This is a genomic window from Bacteroides sp. Ga6A2 (genome assembly GCF_000702225.1).
Classification (GTDB): Bacteria; Bacteroidota; Bacteroidia; order Bacteroidales; family Bacteroidaceae; genus Ga6A1.
This window is the reverse complement of sequence record NZ_JNKX01000007.1, coordinates 77,272-95,699: the sequence shown is the minus strand read 5'-3', so window position 1 is coordinate 95,699 and position 18,428 is coordinate 77,272. Positions and strand designations below refer to the sequence as shown.

Below are 18,428 nucleotides of genomic sequence, written 5' to 3'. Positions count from 1 at the left end.
TTTTCATGATAGTTAGGGCGTCAGATAAAATCCAGGTAGACTTAACAAGATGTCAGCAGTGCGGTTCGTGTATTTCTGTTTGCAAGAAGAATGCAATAGAGTGGGGTACGAACAGTAATACAGGTTTGCTTGACATAACGATAAATCAGGACAGATGCGTAAAGTGTGGACATTGCTATAACATATGTCCTGCTAATAAAGATACGCAAGTTGATGATATAAACGGATTGATAAACTCTCGCAGTTTTTATTTGGGGCATAGTAAGGATGATGTAGTAAGAACCAAATCTACTTCGGGAGGAGTTGTTAAAACAATAATTGTAGAAGGCTTGAAGTCTGGCTTTTTTGATGGGGTTTATACGTTAAGAAAGACAAACAAATACCCTTTTGCTGAGGGACATTTATTCACCTCTGCAGACATCCCAGATTATACTGACATTCCCAATTCTGTATATCATTCAGTACCATTAAATTTGAATATGGAACAGATCCGTGATTGTAAGAGACTTCTGATTATAGGAACAGCTTGTCAGTTGTCGGCTCTGTCAAAATATGCAAGAAAGCAATGTTCTGAATTGTATAGCATCTGTATTTTCTGTAAGCAGCAGAAGACTTTCGATTCAACACGCTTTATTGCAAAAATGGCTGGCGAGAAGCTAAGAAATATTGACGATTTGAGGGCTGTTGAGTATCGTGGCAACGGGTGGCCGGGAAGATGTAAGTTTAATGATAAAAAAATACCGTGGGAGAAAGCTGCTACATTACCATTTGGAAAAAAACTGTGGTGTGTTCCCGGATGTCATATTTGTGGTAATCCTTACGGAGAAGACACAGATATAACAGTAATGGATCCGTGGTGGCTTAATGTAGACAGAAAATCAGGTCAAAGCCTCTTTTCTGTAAATTCGGAAGGTGGACAAATTCTGCTGCAAGCATTGTCTTCTTATCTTGATTATAACGCGAAAAGTGTATCTGATGTAACCCCTGCTTTGTCAATAAGTGTGCTTAACGAGAAAAATAAGTTCATTCCTTATTTCAGAGGAGAGGCTGTAAGTGATGATTTAAGGAAGAAAGGCGATGATATTGTCAGAAAAAGATTACTTTTGGAACGAATCCTGACATCGTTGCCAAGGATGCCAAAATTATTTTATAAAGTTATAAATCGCTTGTTCTGATCATATGGAAATAAAAGTAATAACAAGACATGCCCCGATTAATTATGGTTCTGTGTTGCAGGCATTTGCAACAATCAGAATCCTTGAGAAATTAGGACATAATGCATATATCATAGATTATAGACGTCAGAGTGCATATTCTTTAAGGAATTTGTTAAGACAGATTAAATTAAGTTCAGGAATAAAAAACGTTTTTTTCAGTGTGTTGCGAGCATTCTTTATCAGTTTCGAGCATCGTAATGTGGAAAAGAAGTTCGAACAAATGCGTGGACGTTATTTGAAACTGACGAATGCGTATTATTCTTGTAATGAGATAGTTGGCTTGAAGGCTGATTGCTTCGTTACTGGAAGTGACCAAGTTTGGGGAATAGACAGATATGATGAAACATATTTCTTACCTTTTGTAAAGGAGGGGAAGAAAATTGCATATTCTGCAAGCTTTGGAAAAACAGATATTGACGAAAAGTATTTTGATAAATATACAAAATGGCTGAAGCAATATAGTCATATAACAGTCAGAGAAAATACGGCTGTCGATTTGCTTAACAAGATGGGAATAGATTGTCTTGGAGTGGTGCTAGACCCTGTTTTGTTATTGACAATGACAGAGTGGAACGAATTTATTGAAGAAAAGAATGATAATACTGCATGTGATGACAAATTGTTAGTGTACTATTTGCACAACAATCCCGAGTTGAGAAAGTATGTTAAGAACTTCTCTAAAAACAGGAATATAAGATATGCAACAATGTCAGCGACATGGCATCATCTGATTTCGGGAGGCGATAAAATCTTTGCTCCAGAAATAAAAGATTACATCAAGACTATAAAACATTGCAAGTATTTTGTTACTGATTCTTTTCATGGAACGGTGTTTGCAATTTTGTTCAATAAGAAATTCTCGGTAATTCTACCGAATGATGGTACGGGAACGAGAATAAAGAGCATTCTTGAAATGACACATATGGAGGATCGAATCATTACAGACTTGAGTGATTTTTCAGTGGTAGAACGTGAGATTGACTATAATCAAGTTAACGAAATTATTGCTAATGAGCGTGAACGTTCAATAAAACTGTTGGACATGATGATAAAAAACTAACGCTCTTACAAATAACAGATTAGAGTCCAAGAGAAAAGGATACAATGGCAGCAATTGTTGCTGAATTTATGGAAAACGGAAATATATGAAAGTTGTATTGTTAGCTGGTGGTTTTGGCTCCCGCATTTCTGAGGAGTCGGTGTTTAAGCCAAAGCCCATGATCGAAATAGGTGGAATGCCTATTTTGTGGCACATTATGAAGGAGTATGCCTACTACGGACATAATGAATTCATTGTTTGTGCCGGATATAAGCAGGAGTATATAAAAGAATGGTTTGCAAACTATTTCTTGCACAACAGTGATGTGAGTTTTGATTTTCGTGACGGAAAGAACGAGATGACAGTGCATCAAAGCAAACTTGAACCATGGAAAGTTACTGTGGTAGATACAGGTTATAATACCATGACTGGTGGACGCATCAAGCGAGTGCAAGAGTACGTCGGAAACGAGACTTTTATGATGACCTATGGCGATGGTGTATGTGATGTTGACATCAACAAACTTTTGGAATTCCATAAAAGCCATGGCAAGACCGCAACTTTGACAGCTGTTAAGATGATGCAGGAAAAGGGTGTTTTGGATATCAAGAATGGTGCAGTTAAGGCGTTTCGAGAGAAGAATCAGGTTGATGGCTCTCCGATAAATGCCGGCTATATGGTTCTTGAACCATCTGTTTTTGATTTGCTTGACGGTGACGACTGTATTTTTGAGCGCAAGCCGCTTGAGACGCTGGTTGCTAATGGAGAACTAATGTCATACATTCACGAAGGTTTTTGGCAGTGCATGGACAACATCCGTGAAAAGAATATGCTTGAGAGATTACTGCAAGCAGGTAATGCTCCGTGGAAGAAGTGGGAACGTGTTGTACCTCAAATATAATTTGTATGATTGATATTTTTAATAACTTCTATAAGGGCAAACGCGTTCTTGTAACTGGCCACACTGGTTTTAAGGGCAGTTGGCTGTCTATCTGGCTTCATGAACTTGGTGCTGAGGTGGTAGGCGTTGGACTTGAACCATACTCAGAGAAGGATAATTTTGTCCTTTCTGGCATCGGGCAGAAAATAAAGGCCGATATCCGTGCCGATATCCGTGATGGAGAGAAGATGAAGCAAATATTCAACGAATATCAGCCTGAGATTGTTTTTCATCTTGCTGCACAGCCTTTGGTTCGTCTAAGCTATGAGATTCCTGTAGAAACTTATCAGACCAACGTGATGGGAACTATCAATATTATGGAAGCCATCCGTGCAACGCAAAGCATAAAGGTTGGTGTGATGATTACCACTGATAAATGCTACGACAATAAAGAACAAATGACTGGCTATAAGGAGAACGACCCTTTTGGTGGTTACGATCCTTATTCCAGCAGTAAGGGAGCTTGCGAGATTGCCATTCAGAGTTGGAGACGCAGTTTCTTTAATCCCGAAGATTATGGAAAGAAACATCATGTAAGTTTGGCAAGTGTTCGTGCCGGAAACGTGATAGGCGGTGGCGATTGGTCTAAAGACCGCATCATCCCAGATTGTATCCGTGCCTTGGAGGCAGGAAAGCCTATTGAGATTCGCAGTCCTAAAGCCGTACGTCCTTGGGAGCATGTTCTTGAACCTCTGAGTGGTTATATGCTTCTAGCCCAGAAAATGTGGGAAAATCCTACAGAATATTGCGAAGGCTGGAACTTCGGGCCAGAGCAGGAGAGTGTCTTAAATGTTTGGGATGTTGCTACGGCTATGGTCGAAAACTTCGGTTTCGGAGAACTGAAGGATGTGTCAGACCCTAATGCGCTTCACGAGGCCAACTTGCTGATGCTCGATATCACCAAGGCCAAGACACGCCTTGGCTGGAAGCCTCGCTTGGACGCCAAGCGTTGTGCTGTATTGACATCAAGTTGGTACAAGAGATATAAGAACGAGGATGTCTATGACATCTGTATTGATGAAATAAATGAGTTCTTAAAGTAATGAAAAAACTGCTTATAACAGGTGCTGGGCCTAATGGAATTACTGGAAGGTTGATAAAAGAGTACTTTGCCGATAAGTACGTTCTGTTTACGCCCGGAAGCAGGGACTTAGACTTGACAAATGATGCAAGCGTTGCCTCTTATTTTACTCAAAACAAGATAGACTATGTTATCCATTGTGCCACATTTCGTCCCACATCGGTAGACAAGTCTCATTTTGTTGATGAGGAACTGGAGAGTAATCTGCGAATGTTCTATTCATTAGCTGCACAAAGTGACAAATTTGAAAAAATGATTTATTTTGGCAGCGGAGCGGAGTTTGATAAGAGTCAACCAATAGTTAATGTTTCTGAAGATGACTTCGGAAGAAGCATTCCTAAAAATAAATATGGCCTTGCAAAGTATATAATGAATGATTTTGCAAGGACAAGCCGTAATATCTACAACTTTAGGCTTTTTGGCACGATTAACAAGTACGAGCGTTTCACCAAGAATGTGATATCTAATCTCTGCGTAAAGTCTATCAAGGGACTTTCTGTAAAATTACGACAGGATTGTCGTTTTAGTTTTGTGGATATTAGTGATATTTTGCCGCTTCTCGATTATGCTCTCAGTAATAATCTTAATTATCATGACTATAATATAGTCATGGATCAGAATTATCTTCTTTCTGATATTGCGAAGATTATTATTGATTTGACAGGCAAAAATCAAGAACTAGAAATAAACAATCCAGGATTAAACTTGGAATACACTGCGTCAAACGACAGAATAAAGAGTGAGTTTTCTGTACGTTTTACTCCTATAGAGGAAGCCGTGAAGCAGGTTTATGATTATTATTACCAAATAAAGGATACAATTGATATATCAGATATTGACGCAAGATGGAAATGAAAATAAAGGTTTCAGATTATATTGTTGATTTCTTGGAGAACTGTGGCGTGAAGCATGTATTCATGCTTCCGGGCGGTATGGCTATGCATATCAACGATTCTATTGGCTATTCCAAACGACTAAAACCGGTTTGGATGCTTCATGAACAAGCTTGTGCATTTGCAGCCGAGTCATATGCTAGAATCACCAACAACTTGGGAGTTGCTTGTGTAACATGCGGTCCAGGTGCAACAAATACATTGACAGGCGTAGCATGTGCATGGATAGAATCAACTCCTCTTCTTGTAATAACAGGTCAGGTAAAAAGAGCTGATATTGCACAAGATCCCAACTTGAGACAATTGGGCGTTCAGGAAGTTCGTATTGTAGAGATGGCTAAACCTGTAACCAAGTACAGCGTGCAGGTGTTGAACCCTGAAGATATTAGATTTGAACTTGAAAAGGCTGTGTCAATTGCACAGGAAGGTCGACCGGGTCCTGTTTTGTTAGATATTCCTGTAGATGTTCAGGCATGTAAGGTAAATCCAGAAGAATTACGATCATACATTCCTCAAAAGAATGATTATTCTTGTTCTGAAAAGACTATCGACGAGGTCGTATCTCTATTGAATAATGCAAAAAGACCTGTATTCTATGTCGGAGCCGGAGTTTCTATTGCAAAAGCCAAGCAGAGTTTCCGCGAGTTAGCCGAAAGACTGAATATTCCAACCTTATGTCATTGGAACGGAATGGATATCTTGGAAAATGACCATCCTCTGTATATGGGACGTCCGGGAGCCGTTGGTCAAAGAGCTGCTAATTTCGTTCTTCAGAACGCCGACGTTCTGATAACCATAGGAACTCGTCTTGCTTTATTGCAGACAGGTTTCAATTTTGCAGGATATGCTAAGAATGCAAAGCATGTGATGGTAGATATTGATCAGGCAGAGCTTGACAAACCAACATTGCATCCTTATCTGAAGGTAAGATGCGATGCTGGAGATTTCATCAACAAATTGAGCGCAAGAACTGATATTCAGATAGGTGATACTACAGGCTGGATTTCTATATGTAAGTCATGGAATCAGAAGTATCCGTCGCTTAATCCAGAATGGCTAAAGAATTCAAAATTTGTTAATTCATATTACCTTATGGATGCAGTTTCTTCGCAAATGACCGAGAGTGACATCTATGTTGGAGGTCGAGCTGGAACATGTGTTGATGCAGCCATACAGGCTTTTAAGGTTAAGAAGGGACAAGGAGTCTATGTTACAAAAGGTCTGTCTTCAATGGGTAATGGACTTCCTGCTGCTATCGGAGGCGCCTATGCCACAGGTAAACGTGTCGTTTGTGTAAATGGCGATGGCGGTTTTGTGATGAATATTCAGGAACTGGAAGTTGTTAAGAGGGACAATCTGCCATTAAAGATATTCATTTTGGATAACCGAGGTTATTCGACAGTTAGAAATACTCAGACAAATGTCTTCGACAAACATTATATGGGATGCAGTCCTGAGTCTGGCTTAACAGTTGGTAGCATAAAGCGCGTTGCTGAAGCTTATGGTATAAAGACATACGAGATATGTAACCATGAATCAATGAACGATGTCATAAAGGAAGCTTTTGCCTATGACGGACCTGTGCTGGTAAATGTGATTGTAGATCCAGACCAACCAATTGTTCCTAGACAGGCTAATTATAAGACACCTGAAGGACAGATGGCTTCTAGACCTCTGGAAGATATGAAACCATTGCTTGATCCGGAGGAGATAAAAGAGATTATGTCTGTATCACAAATGTAAAAACAATCTATCAATATTGTTTTTAGGCAAGTTCGCCAGATAATGAAAATACTACAGATAGACGCTTATCATCATATTTTGGGCGGAGCAGAAAAAGTGATGTTCAATACGGCCGAGTTGTTGAAGGAGCACGGCCATGATGTCGTTTTCTTTTCGCTGTGCTGGGACGAGAATTTTGATTCTGAATACTCATCTTATTTTGCGCCATCAAGGGAGTCGAGAACAGGCTTGTTGAGGCCTCTGAAAAATGTGGCTTCATATTTTTACCATACCGAGGCGGCAAAGAAAATCGGACTGTTGATTGAGGTTGAGCATCCTGACATCGCCCAGATTCATTTGATGTGGGGCAATATTTCTCCATCTATTCTTGATGTTTTAAAGAAGTACAACGTACCAGTCATAATGACGGTTCACGACTACAGAATGGTTTGTCCTGCGTACGTATTCAAGAATGGCAAAGGAAATATTTGTGAAGAGTGCGACGGACATAAGTTTTGGAAATGTATTACAAATAAGTGTTGTAAGGATAGTTATTCAATGAGCCTTATGATGACGGCCGAGATTTATTTCCGAAACAAAGTACTTCATGCGCCTGAGAAAATTGACGGTTTCCTTTTTGTAAGCAATTTTGCAAAAGAGAAGCATGAACCGTATATGCCTTTCCTGAAGGACAGAAAGACCGTAGTAATGTACAACTTTTCGGAAGGTATAGATGCTGAACGGAATATACCTTCTGGTGAAAAATATATTTTGTACTTTGGACGCTTGTCTAAGGAGAAAGGTGTACACACTCTCCTGAATGCAGTTAAGGATTTGAATAATGTACAACTGAAAATAGTCGGAACAGGTTCGGAAGAAGTCCTTTTGAAAAATTTTGTAGCCGAAAATAATATAAAGAATGTTGAATTCTTAGGCTATAAGCAAGGAGATGAATTAAAGTCGTTGGTAAAAAATGCTTATTTTATAATCGTTCCGTCCGAGTGGTATGAGAATAACCCTATGACAATAATCGAGGCTTATTCGGCTTCAACTCCTGTTATAGGTTCGAGAATCGGCGGAATTCCGGAGATTATTGTCGATGGCGAAACAGGATTTAGTTTTAAGTGGGGTGATGTTGCAGAGTTGCGAAGTGTAATATCAAAGGCTGATGCTTTGTCTAGAGACGAGTATTTACAGATGCGTAGGAAAGCATTGGATTTTGCGCATAAGCATTTTGACAGGGAAGACTATTATAACAGATTGATAAATTTTTATAAGGAGTTCTTATAATAAAACTCATTAAACAATGAAAAAGATAGCAATCACAGGAGCATCTGGCTTCATTGGCCAGCACTTGCTCAGACATTATTTGCAGGAAGGAGCACATGTTGTTGCCATTGTACCTCATCCTGAGAAAATAGAACAGTATAAAAAGTTTGAGAATCTTGAAATAATAAAGGTTGGTTTTGAAGATTTTGATAAAATATCAACAATGACAGATGTAAAGGATATCGATATCTTTTATTATCTGGCATGGGGCGGATATGGAAAGGCTACAAACGACTATGTTGCTCAGTCGCAGAATATAAAGCCGTTGTGCGATGCTGTTAATGAGGCAGCAAAGATGGGATGCAAGAGATTTCTCTTCTCTACATCATTCTCTGAATATATGGTAAGCGAGAAAGAAACACTTAGCCATACAGCAGGAGCACATTGTAATGTATATGGTGCGGCAAAGCAGGCTGCCCGTGTGTTGGCTCATGCAACAGCAGCTCAGAGAGGTATACCATTCTTAAGCGTGGCCTTTGCAAACACGTTTGGTGTGGGTGATTGTTCACGCCGCTCTACAAACTTGTTCGTGCACAAGTTGCTTAAGGGAGAATCGCTAGACTTGACTGAAGGCATACATTTGTACGACTGGAATTACATCGATGATACTCTTTCTGCTCTTGTCTTGGCTGGAGAGAAGGGCTTGCCAGATTCTGTTTACTATATTGGCAGCAATTTACGATTGCCTTTGAAGGATATTGTAGCGCGTGTTCGCGATATAATATGTCCTGATGCAGAGATCCGTTTGGGCACTTATCACGAGGATTTTCATGTTGACTATACAAGTGTTGATGTTACAAAACTCTATAGAGATACAGGCTATCAGCCTAAGTGGAACTTTGACGATGCAGTCAGAAAGACTGCCGAGTGGGTTGCAACATTAGATTGGGATTAATGTAAAAAAATATATACTATGGCAAAAAAGAAAATTTATATAGCTGGTTGTGGCGGAATGTTGGGTGAGGCTTTTTACCAGCAGTTCAAGGGTGATTACGAGATTAAGTGTACCGATAAGGATGTAAATGCCGATTGGCTTTCATTTCTCGATTTTCGCGACTTCGAGGCCTACAAGAAGGATGTCATGGATTTTAAGCCTGACTATCTGTTTCATTTGGGCGCTTATACAGATTTGGAGTGGTGCGAGAATAATGCTGATGAGACATATCTGACTAACACATTGTGTGTTGAGAATGCTGTATATATAGCCAACGAATTGGACATACCATTGTTATATATTAGCACTGCCGGAATTTTTGATGGCAAGAAGCAGTTATACGACGATTGGGATATGCCAAATCCGTTGGGCGCTTATGCACGTTCCAAGTATATGGGCGAGCGTTTTGTTGTCGAAAATGCAAAGCGTTATCTTGTTTGTCGTGCAGGCTGGATGATGGGAGCTGGTCCTTCAAAGGATAAAAAGTTCATTCAGAAACTGATGAAACAGTTGAAAGAAGGAAAGAAAGAACTTTTTATTGTGAACGACAAGGACGGAACTCCAACATACACACAGGATTTTGCAAAGACAGTCAAGAATCTGATACAGAAAGAGTACTGGGGGTTGTATAATTGTGTATGCGGTGGACAGACAAGCAGACTTGAGGTTGCACAGGAACTTTTGAAATGTCTTAATTGGGAAGATAAAGTAAAGATAAATGTCGTAACGTCAGAATATTTTGCCAAGGATTACTTTGCTCCTCGTCCTGCATGTGAACGCCTTTGGACTCGCAAGTTAAATCTGCGCGGGGTGAGCGCAATGAGAGACTGGAAGGTTTCTTTGAAAGAATATATTGATAATTATTATAAGGGATATTTAGATTAGTCTTCGGTTTCCAGAGAATCTGAAGAGAATTTTTTATGGAAGAAAAGAAAAAAATGCGTATTGCTGCATTTGGCGGTTTTCGTGATATTCCGCCAAGAGCTGGTGGCGCAGGTAGTGATAAATTTGCAGTTGAGTTATATCCTCGTATCGTAAAGAGAGGATATTCTCTTTTGGCATATACGCGTATATATCCGAACGAAACGCGCGAAGATAAGAATCTGGAATACGAGGGAATACGCCTAAAGCCATTCAAGACTGTTAGCAAGGCTGGTTTTGACAGTCTTTTACATTCTTGTAAGTGTACATGGGACGTTATTGTTCACGATACAGCCGATGTTGTACATCTGCACAGTGGAGCAAACAGTTTGTGGGCTTTGTTTCTTAGATTGGCAGGAAAGAAAGTTGTCGTAAGCCAGTTCGCAATGGACTGGAAGCGCGATAAATGGCCATGGTATGGGAAATTGTATTATCTGTTTTCTAACTATCTGACAGCTCATATCCCAAATGCTGTTGTGTTCGACAATGTATACACAAAGGAGTATTACGAAAAGAAATATAACAAGACGTATGATTTTATTCCATACGGCAGTGAAGTTCCTGAACCGTCTGATAATACGGACATTCTTGACAAACTATCGTTGAAAAAAGGAGAATATTTCCTGTTTGTAGGTCGTTTCATTCCAGACAAAGGATTGCATCTGCTCAAAGAGGCTTTTGAAGGACTGAAGACAGACAAGAAGTTGGTTATGATTGGCGGCTCTCCAAATCCTAATGAATACGAGAGCAAAATTAAGACTACATCAGATTCGAGAATCATTTGTCCGGGATATGTGTATGGTGAGGATACCAATATTCTAATGAAGAATGCCTATGCATATTGCCAGCCTTCGTTGATAGAGGGACTTTCTCCTGTGATTCTAACGGTTATGGGACTCGGAACTCCGCTTATCTGTAGTGATATCCGCGAGAACACTTTTATTACCAAGGATAATGCCATAACTTTTGAGAGTGGAAATGCCATGGCACTTCGTGAAGTTCTTCAGAAGGCATTGGATAATCCTGAACTTCTGAAGAAAAACGCAATTGATGGACAAAAGGACATAAAAGAACGTTTCAATTGGGAGTCAATAACTGATCAGTACATTCATATAATGAGACGAATAAATGGATGAAAAAAAATATTTTGAAGAAATCGATATTACTAAGGGATTTGCAATTTTGCTTGCTGTAATTGGACATTCTTTTCCCGATGCAGAAATAGGGTGGAAGATTGTAGGCAAAGATTCTTTCGCATTTTTCTTAGAAAAGTGGATTTATTCATTCCACATGCCTGTGTTTTTCTTGTTTGCAGGTTTCTTGTTTATTCCCAGATTGCATAAGATAGGAGTAGGCGCAACTCTTTTAAAAAGATTTAATAGGCTAATGCTGCCATATTTGTTTTTTTCTATTTTATATATTTTGATTAAAACAATTGGAGCCTCATATGCCAACCACCCGCTGTCTCAAAACTTTTGGGTGGAAATGCTTTGGGGAGTGAGTCCGGCAAATGGATGTTGGTTTCTTTGGGTATTGTTTGTAATGTCTTTAATATGTGTTGTTTTTAGGAAAATAGGAACGTATGGCTTATTGATATTGTCTGTGTTGATGGCTGTAATATCTTTTATTGACAGTAGTTGGATGATTGGACAAATAAAGCATGTGTTTCATGATTTTGTTTGGTTCGCATTAGGAGGTGTTCTTGCCAATTACTATGATGTGGTGAAATCTCATTTGAACAAAGCTGTTATTGGAATACTTGCCTTTGTAGTGCTTACATGCTTGCGTTTTGTTGCATATTTCCCTTTTAAAGAATATGTTATTACGCTAAGCGGAATTATAATGATGTTCTATTTGGGAATACGAATTTCTGAGACTGGAGAGAATGTTATTCATAACGCGGCGAAGACATTAGGACTTTATTGTATGGATATTTATATATTGTCGATGTTGACAGTGATACCATTAAGAGTGCTGTACATAAACTTTCACTTCTCAAATTATGTTCCATACTATTTGTGGCTTGTTTTTGTATCTGTGTTGGGGTGCGTAATACCAATTATTCTTTCCAAATATATTGTCAGGAAAAATAAATGGCTTAGTATGTTTGTTATTGGTAGATAATAAACAGAGTCCGATAGTATTGTTACAATTAACATACTTAATTTGAAAAAAAAGTAATAACAATTTTTTTTGTAAGAAAATTTTGTATATCTTGCGAGCCGTTTTAAGCTATGGTTCCTTTATCGTATACAATAAGAAAATATATTTTATGATTAAAGCTGCAATTATAGGATTGGGAAAGATGGGAATGAGCCATGCTGCAATCCTTGGAGGTCTGCCAAACGTGGAGTTGGTGGCCGCTTGTGATATGGATAGTCTGTTGCAGAGTGCTTTTAAAAAACTGACTAAAATCCAGATGTACACTGACTATAAGAAGATGATTGATGAACAGAAGCCAGACTGTGTATATGTGGTAACTCCAACAAAACTGCATTATGATATGGTAATGTATGCTATGGAGAAAGGTTGTCATGTATTCTGTGAGAAACCTTTTGCCTTGACTATTGAACAAGGCGAGAAAATGGTTCAGATGGCCAAAGCCAAAGGCTTGGTTAACCAAGTTGGTTATCACAACAGATACATCGGCACATTTAACGAAATGAAACGTCTATTGGCCGAAGGCGTAATAGGTAAGCCTTTCCACTTTATGGGCGAGGCCTATGGTCCTGTTGTGTTGAAATCAAAAGGTGGTACATGGCGAAGCGATAAGAAGAACGGCGGTGGCTGTATAGAAGACTATGCTGCCCATGTTCTTAACCTTATAAATTACATTTGTGGCAGTAATATTGTAGATTGTCGTGGAACTCAGATGCCTTCTATTTTCTCTTCTGAGGTGGATGATGCTGTATATGGTTCACTTTATCTTGCAAACGGACTGAAGGGACAGATTAGCGTAAACTGGAGCGATGATACAGTGCGCAAGATGACAACGAGTCTGAAGATTCAGGGAGATAAGGGAAAACTTGAGGCTGATGCTACAACTCTGAAGATTTATGTAAAGGAAGACAAACCTGAATATGGACTGAAACAGGGATGGAACTTTAAATATATTACAGATTGCACTCCTATGGTCGACTTTAACCTTCGTGGAGAGGAATATACTGCTGAGACTGCAGCTTTCATACACGGTATTGAGACTGGAGAGATTGATGACAGAAATTCTTTCGAATCGGCTTTGCAGACAGATTATATCATTGCAAAGATGGAGAAAGATGCAGAACTTCTGTAATGTGTAATATAAAAAACTAAATCGTTGTAAACTATGGATAAAGTTATTCTGGGAGATAATCAGTTCTTTGCCGTTAATCACTTGTCGGATGAGAGAAGTAGGGCACAGGCAATCCGTTTTAAGGAAGACAAGGCTATTATTGATGTGCTTGACAACGCAAGAGCATGTGGCATAAATACATTTATGTGTACTACGCACGACCGTATATATAACATCTGCAACTATATGCGCGAGCATAAGGAAGAATACAAGGATTTCAAGTTTCATCCATGTATGCCGTATGCGCACAAGTATGCTAATGCAGTTACCGAACTTGGCATTTTAGGCACGCTGAAGGCTTATATCCCTGGAAACATTTTGGCTGTAACAGGCAAGGCCGGACTCGCATTTATGCGTAAGGATTTCCCTGCATTGATGGAACTTCTGATTGATGCTGAGATGAAGATGTTCGATGGTCTTAACACACCTGTAATATTCTTGCAGAATGTGATTGTCGATTTGCTCATGGGTTTGGGGATGGATGAAATATTCGTGGCGTATGCGAAATATGTCAAGAAGAAATATAATGCTGAACCTGGCTTCATTACAATGAATATGCCTCGCATGGTTGATTTGTGCGAGCGTTTGGGCATCGAGAATCCAATAATTTGTTCATCTATCAACAAGATAGGCTTCCGTATGTCAGGAAGCATTCAGGAATATGAGGAATACCTCAATTCAGACAGAAAATTCCGTCCTATGGCAATGCAATGCTTGGCTGCAGGTGCTTTGAAGCCGGATGAGGCTATGGAATACGTTACACGCTTCCCTAAGATCGAGAGCGTATTGTTTGGAGCTTCAAGCCGTGCACATATTCAGCAGACCAAAGACTTGATTATCGAGGGCTTTGCTCGACATGAGAAGTAAAGATCTTCGTTCCTTGTAGTAAAAGGACGATTTGATTTTTCTATATTTTATAGAAGGCTGTCATCTGAAAATATTCGGATGACAGCCTTTTTTTATCATTTTATTTGTTCGTTTAACTGAATTTGCTATATTTGTGAAACATTAATCATAAAAAACTCAGAATTATGGGAAAGGTTTCAGTTTTGGACACATGGTGGGTATCGCTCACTGTAGGTCAGAAAGAGCGCATTGCATCTAAGGCAAACAAGAAAACTACGCTATATCCAGAATGTACAAAGTGGTGGATGAAGCAGGAGAGTGACAGAAAACAGACAATCCACGACCATTGCGTAGATGTTCACGGATATTTGCTGCCGGAATGGACCGACAGGGTAGATGCAACGATGAGTTACTAATTTTTCTGTTTAATTTAATAGAAACCAAAAAGGCTTCACTTATCAAAAGTGAAGCCTTTTTGCGGTGCGTACGGGACTCGAACCCGTGACCCCATGCGTGACAGGCATGTATTCTAACCAGCTGAACTAACGCACCTGAAATCTAATATTTTAAAGGTAAGTTAACTTATGTGGAACCTCTGTTCCCAAAAGCGATGCAAAGATACAAATAAAATTTGAATATGCAAATTTTTTGCCGATGAAAATGCACCTGTCTGAAACTTATTTTCTTGCTGAAAAGCCCTTAAAATGGGCAATCTTGCTAAAAATCAAAAGATTAAATCGTTTGTATGCTCATGAAAAAAAATGCAGTTTTCCGTCATTATGAATCGTTTTTTCAGAATGGGGCAGAAAGTGGCATTGCTCAGTAACCGTGTTTCCGTAGGCTCTGTGTGCTGAAATGATACGAATATCGTTGAAATTAAAATCTAATAGTTATCCGTAAAGTACCTAAAATTGATAATCCGTTTTTTGGGGGTAAAGTAAGAATGTTACCCCAAAATTCGAGTAATCCCTTATCGCAGAATTCGTAAGACGAACGAAAAATCCCTTGCAGGGCAACGCACATTCTGTTGCCTCTGCAAGGGATTTTGTTGTGAAAACCAATTACCAATTAATTGTGAATTGTCAACTTTACTTTGTAAACCAATACACGCCCTTTTCTGCCTTTTCGCCAAACGCGTATTCACCTTTTATATTGCCTGAGATTTTCTTCACCTTTCCCGTGCTGTCTATTTGGTAGAGCGTGAATTTTCCGGCAGGGAGCGAAACCTTTGCCGTTGCGCTGCTTAGGTAGACGAGTGCGGCATTGTCGCCCTTCATAACTTTGATGTCATCGTTTGCTGCTTCGGGTTTCATGCAGGCAACCGATGCAAGGAACTTCTTTCGGAAGGCATCATCAACCTTGATATTGGCGCACGAGCCGCCAGCCATCAGCACCGCCCATCCGTTCTTGTCGAAGTTCTGAGCCGAGTATGTAACCGCCTTCTCCGGGTACTTCTGCTTGTATTCGCTCACAGCCTTGAACACCTCGTTAAATCCTGTTGAGCCCGGCTTGAACTTGCGCTGCCATTGGCGCGGTGACAGATTCTTTCCGCTCTCTATTGCCCACAGACCCTTGGTGTTGTAATGCCAGTATTTTATGTCGATGATGTCGACCACCGATGCTCTCGAAGGGTCGGAGAGGATTGCGTCCTGAACATCTTTCGTAACCGAGAGGGCAACCTTCACTCTTCCGTTCTCAGCCTCCCATTCCTTTATGCAGTCAATCCAGAACTGCACAAAGTGTAGCGGACCTGTAAACTCCTCGCTGATAAGATGAACGACGTTTTCCTTGCCCTTGAACTGGTCGAGTTGCTGGCGGATGTATTGTCTGTGCAGTTCTGCCATCTTCGGGTTGTTGATGTCGTAGAAGAACGTTGCCACGAATATTCGCTTGTCGCCGGTGAATGGCACAGGCTCAGGAAATACCGAGCCGTTGATGTTGTTTACCGGACGCCAAGGACTGTCAACCCAATGCGCTCCGGCTTCGAGAATGTTATGCTGGAAATAGTGGTGGAAGTACAGCAGACCGTCGAACTTGTCTGCAAATTCGTTAAGACGTGCAAAGTACCATTTGTTCGGCTTCGTGAGGTCGTATTTTGTCATTCCGTCCCAAGCCGTCTCCTTGCCCGAGCGTGCCAGAGGCTGCTCGTAGAACGGTGCCCACACATCGGCATCGCGGCGTTTTACTCGCAGATGGTCGTCGCGGCGACGGTCGGTCCACAATCCGTAGTTCTGTGCAAATATGCAGAAGTTGTTTTTGTCCATGTAGTTCACAACCGAGTCTATGCGGTCGGTCAGTCCCGTGCCTTCGCGGTCGGGAACGAAACGGGTTACGGCTGGGGCAGAGTAGAAGCCCTTTACGAATGACGGACGTATGTTTCCGCGCCACCACGGAGTGCTGTACAGATTTCCGGCTATTGCGCTGCCGTCTTTCGTAATCTGTCCGTTGGCGATGGCTATGTTATGGTGTGTTGCCTCACTCTTCTTTGCTGGTGTGCTGATGACCTTCGCCTTGCCCTGAGCCAGCAAATCGCTGTTGAATACGGCCGAGTCAATCCACGCCTCGAGCGTTACGCGCGGAACGGTTCGGGCTTCCTCGGCAAGAATCTGAGCGTCTTCAACGGCAGGATTGCTGCTTGCGTTGGTGTTTCGCATGTATATGCGGCATTTCTCGGCATTCTTTGCGTTTGTCCTGTCCTCAAGTTGCTGTGCGAACAGGCTTCGTGGCTTGCCGAAGTTGCCTCCGCCATACCAGTCGCCGTCGCCGCTCTCTTTCGACCAGTTGTAGTAGCAATGGTTGGTGTTGTCGGCATCGGGCGAGTAGCAGAAAATCTCGCCGGCTGTACATTGCCACAGCATACTGTTGGCTGTGTTCCAGCCTGCGCCGTTCTTGCTCTGTCCGAGGTTGCAGAACTTTATGTCGTTTCCTATGATGTCTACGATGTCGAACAGCAGACCGCAAGCCCATGCCTCAACGGGGCCGCTGTAGCCGTGGGCATTCATCGCCTCGCATTGTACGAAGGCATTAGGACCGGCGGCGCACCATCCGGCAGAGAAGTCGTGTATTCCTTCTTCCGAATAGCATCTCTGGAACAAGTTCATCTGACCGAGAGTGTAGAATGTCTGACGGCGTGCGCCTGCCACTTCGCTCTTTGGCTCGTAACTCTTGCAATCCTCAACGGTAGTCATGCTTGCTCCGCGCTGAAGTATAACCGCGCTTCCGGCAAAGTGGCGGAAGTTTACCATTCGCACCCAACAGTTTTCGGCATTGTCTACCGAGATGCCTGTCCAGCAATGATTCTCGTCGAGGTCGCTCTCGTAATCCGATTCGAGGGTGAGGTTCTCCACTCCACATTCACCTATTATATTATAAACGGGCATTCGTGCCACTATGGTGTTGGCAAGGCTCTTGTTTAGAGTCATTGTAAGCGGAACGTCTATCGTAATCTCGTTGCCCTTTACGGCAGTTACGCGTCGTGTCCATTGCACGTCGGCATCGCCCTTGTGCCAGCCAAGAGTGCTGTTGGTTGGCGAGAATCCTGCGCAGCCCAGCGAGTTTATCCATTCGTTGGTGCTCTGCCATGTAAGGCTTATGCGGTCGCCAACCTTGTAGTTCGTTGCGTTGGCAAGACGTATTGTCTTGTCGTTAACATATACAAAGTCCTGCGCCACGGTGGTGCTGTCGGTATATTTCACATCGCCCTTGCCTTCGATGAGCAGGAGCGACATTCTGTCTACGCCTTTCTTTCGGATTATGGTCTTGTCTCTGCCCATTCCGCGCAGAACCACGCCGTTGTTGGCAATGTGCAGACGCTGTGAAATCTCGAAAGTCCCTTCGCCCAGCAGAACAGCTCCGCGATGTCCGTTCTTGTCGGCCGGTAGTTTGCCCACATAGTCGATGGCAGCCTGAATAGCCTCGGCATCGTTCACCACAGCCTTTACCGGAACATCGGGTATGTTGGTGTCAGACTGGCGGTATCCGCAGAAAGAATAGTCGACATAGCGGTAGGTGTCGTATTCCATCTTGCCGTTCTCCAATTTGATGTGGGGCTTCTTTGGTGCCGGCTTCTGGGCAAAAGCCATTCCGCAGACGCTGCAAAGCATAAGTGAGAATATTATAGCTTTTTTGTTCATTTGTAGAATTTTTTGATTTTACCTATTTGTATTTGTAATGTT

The 18,428-nt window shown here is 41.4% G+C and carries 15 protein-coding genes and 1 tRNA gene; 14 read left to right on the top strand and 2 right to left on the bottom strand.

All coding sequences use genetic code 11. From position 1 onward, the window contains the following. Nucleotides 1-5: 5 nt before the first annotated feature. The 14 genes from T538_RS0101290 (at nt 6) to T538_RS0101225 (ending at nt 14,669) form a co-directional block, all read left to right on the top strand. Nucleotides 6-1,175 carry a Coenzyme F420 hydrogenase/dehydrogenase, beta subunit C-terminal domain gene (locus tag T538_RS0101290; protein WP_031535393.1) on the top strand — a complete coding sequence of 390 codons (1,170 nt, stop codon included), beginning with the start codon at nt 6-8 and terminating at the stop codon, nt 1,173-1,175. 4 nt (nt 1,176-1,179) lie between these two features. Next, complete coding sequence (locus tag T538_RS0101285) at nt 1,180-2,277, top strand: polysaccharide pyruvyl transferase family protein (RefSeq protein ID WP_031535391.1); 1,098 nt, start codon at nt 1,180-1,182, stop codon at nt 2,275-2,277. Between the two features lie 85 nt (nt 2,278-2,362). Continuing rightward, nucleotides 2,363-3,157: a glucose-1-phosphate cytidylyltransferase gene (rfbF, locus tag T538_RS0101280; RefSeq protein WP_031535388.1), complete on the top strand. Its 795-nt coding sequence runs from the start codon at nt 2,363-2,365 to the stop codon at nt 3,155-3,157. A 5-nt stretch (nt 3,158-3,162) separates the two neighbouring features. After that, nucleotides 3,163-4,239 (top strand): CDP-glucose 4,6-dehydratase, encoded by a 1,077-nt coding sequence (gene rfbG, locus T538_RS0101275; protein ID WP_031535387.1) that lies wholly within the window; start codon nt 3,163-3,165, stop codon nt 4,237-4,239. Then, on the top strand, nt 4,239-5,132 hold the full coding sequence (locus T538_RS0101270; protein ID WP_031535385.1) for an NAD-dependent epimerase/dehydratase family protein: 894 nt from the start codon (nt 4,239-4,241) through the stop codon (nt 5,130-5,132). Before rfbG ends, T538_RS0101270 begins: the two co-directional genes overlap by 1 nt. Beyond that, nucleotides 5,123-6,913, top strand: a complete 1,791-nt coding sequence (locus T538_RS0101265; protein WP_031535382.1) for a thiamine pyrophosphate-binding protein — start codon at nt 5,123-5,125, stop codon at nt 6,911-6,913. The genes T538_RS0101270 and T538_RS0101265 overlap by 10 nt, the downstream gene beginning before the upstream one ends. Nucleotides 6,914-6,955: 42 nt before the next feature. Continuing rightward, nucleotides 6,956-8,182, top strand: coding sequence for a glycosyltransferase family 4 protein (locus tag T538_RS0101260; protein WP_031535381.1), 1,227 nt, complete (start codon nt 6,956-6,958; stop codon nt 8,180-8,182). Between the two features lie 16 nt (nt 8,183-8,198). Beyond that, complete coding sequence (locus T538_RS0101255) at nt 8,199-9,116, top strand: NAD-dependent epimerase/dehydratase family protein (protein ID WP_031535379.1); 918 nt, start codon at nt 8,199-8,201, stop codon at nt 9,114-9,116. A gap of 9 nt (nt 9,117-9,125) precedes the next feature. Then, the gene (locus tag T538_RS0101250) at nt 9,126-10,040 is read left to right on the top strand and encodes an SDR family oxidoreductase (protein ID WP_304412932.1); all 915 of its coding nucleotides are present in this window, start codon (nt 9,126-9,128) and stop codon (nt 10,038-10,040) included. A gap of 35 nt (nt 10,041-10,075) precedes the next feature. Then, nucleotides 10,076-11,212 carry a glycosyltransferase family 4 protein gene (locus T538_RS0101245; RefSeq protein ID WP_031535375.1) on the top strand — a complete coding sequence of 379 codons (1,137 nt, stop codon included), beginning with the start codon at nt 10,076-10,078 and terminating at the stop codon, nt 11,210-11,212. Beyond that, nucleotides 11,205-12,200 carry an acyltransferase family protein gene (locus T538_RS0101240; protein ID WP_031535373.1) on the top strand — a complete coding sequence of 332 codons (996 nt, stop codon included), beginning with the start codon at nt 11,205-11,207 and terminating at the stop codon, nt 12,198-12,200. Before T538_RS0101245 ends, T538_RS0101240 begins: the two co-directional genes overlap by 8 nt. A 148-nt stretch (nt 12,201-12,348) precedes the next feature. Then, nucleotides 12,349-13,368 carry a Gfo/Idh/MocA family protein gene (locus tag T538_RS0101235; protein WP_031535371.1) on the top strand — a complete coding sequence of 340 codons (1,020 nt, stop codon included), beginning with the start codon at nt 12,349-12,351 and terminating at the stop codon, nt 13,366-13,368. Nucleotides 13,369-13,401: 33 nt separating this feature from the next. Then, a complete protein-coding gene (locus T538_RS0101230) occupies nt 13,402-14,274 on the top strand; it encodes a hypothetical protein (protein ID WP_031535369.1) in 873 nt (290 codons plus the stop codon). Between the two features lie 164 nt (nt 14,275-14,438). Next, complete coding sequence (locus T538_RS0101225) at nt 14,439-14,669, top strand: hypothetical protein (RefSeq protein WP_031535367.1); 231 nt, start codon at nt 14,439-14,441, stop codon at nt 14,667-14,669. 62 nt (nt 14,670-14,731) lie between these two features. Here the strand turns inward: T538_RS0101225 and T538_RS0101220 are convergent. Both T538_RS0101220 and T538_RS0101215 read right to left on the bottom strand, forming a co-directional pair. Then, nucleotides 14,732-14,805: transfer RNA gene (locus tag T538_RS0101220), tRNA-Asp, on the bottom strand. A 536-nt stretch (nt 14,806-15,341) separates the two neighbouring features. Further along, the gene (locus T538_RS0101215; RefSeq protein ID WP_081835039.1) at nt 15,342-18,386 is read right to left on the bottom strand and encodes a DUF6298 domain-containing protein; all 3,045 of its coding nucleotides are present in this window, start codon (nt 18,384-18,386) and stop codon (nt 15,342-15,344) included. Nucleotides 18,387-18,428: the final 42 nt, after the last annotated feature.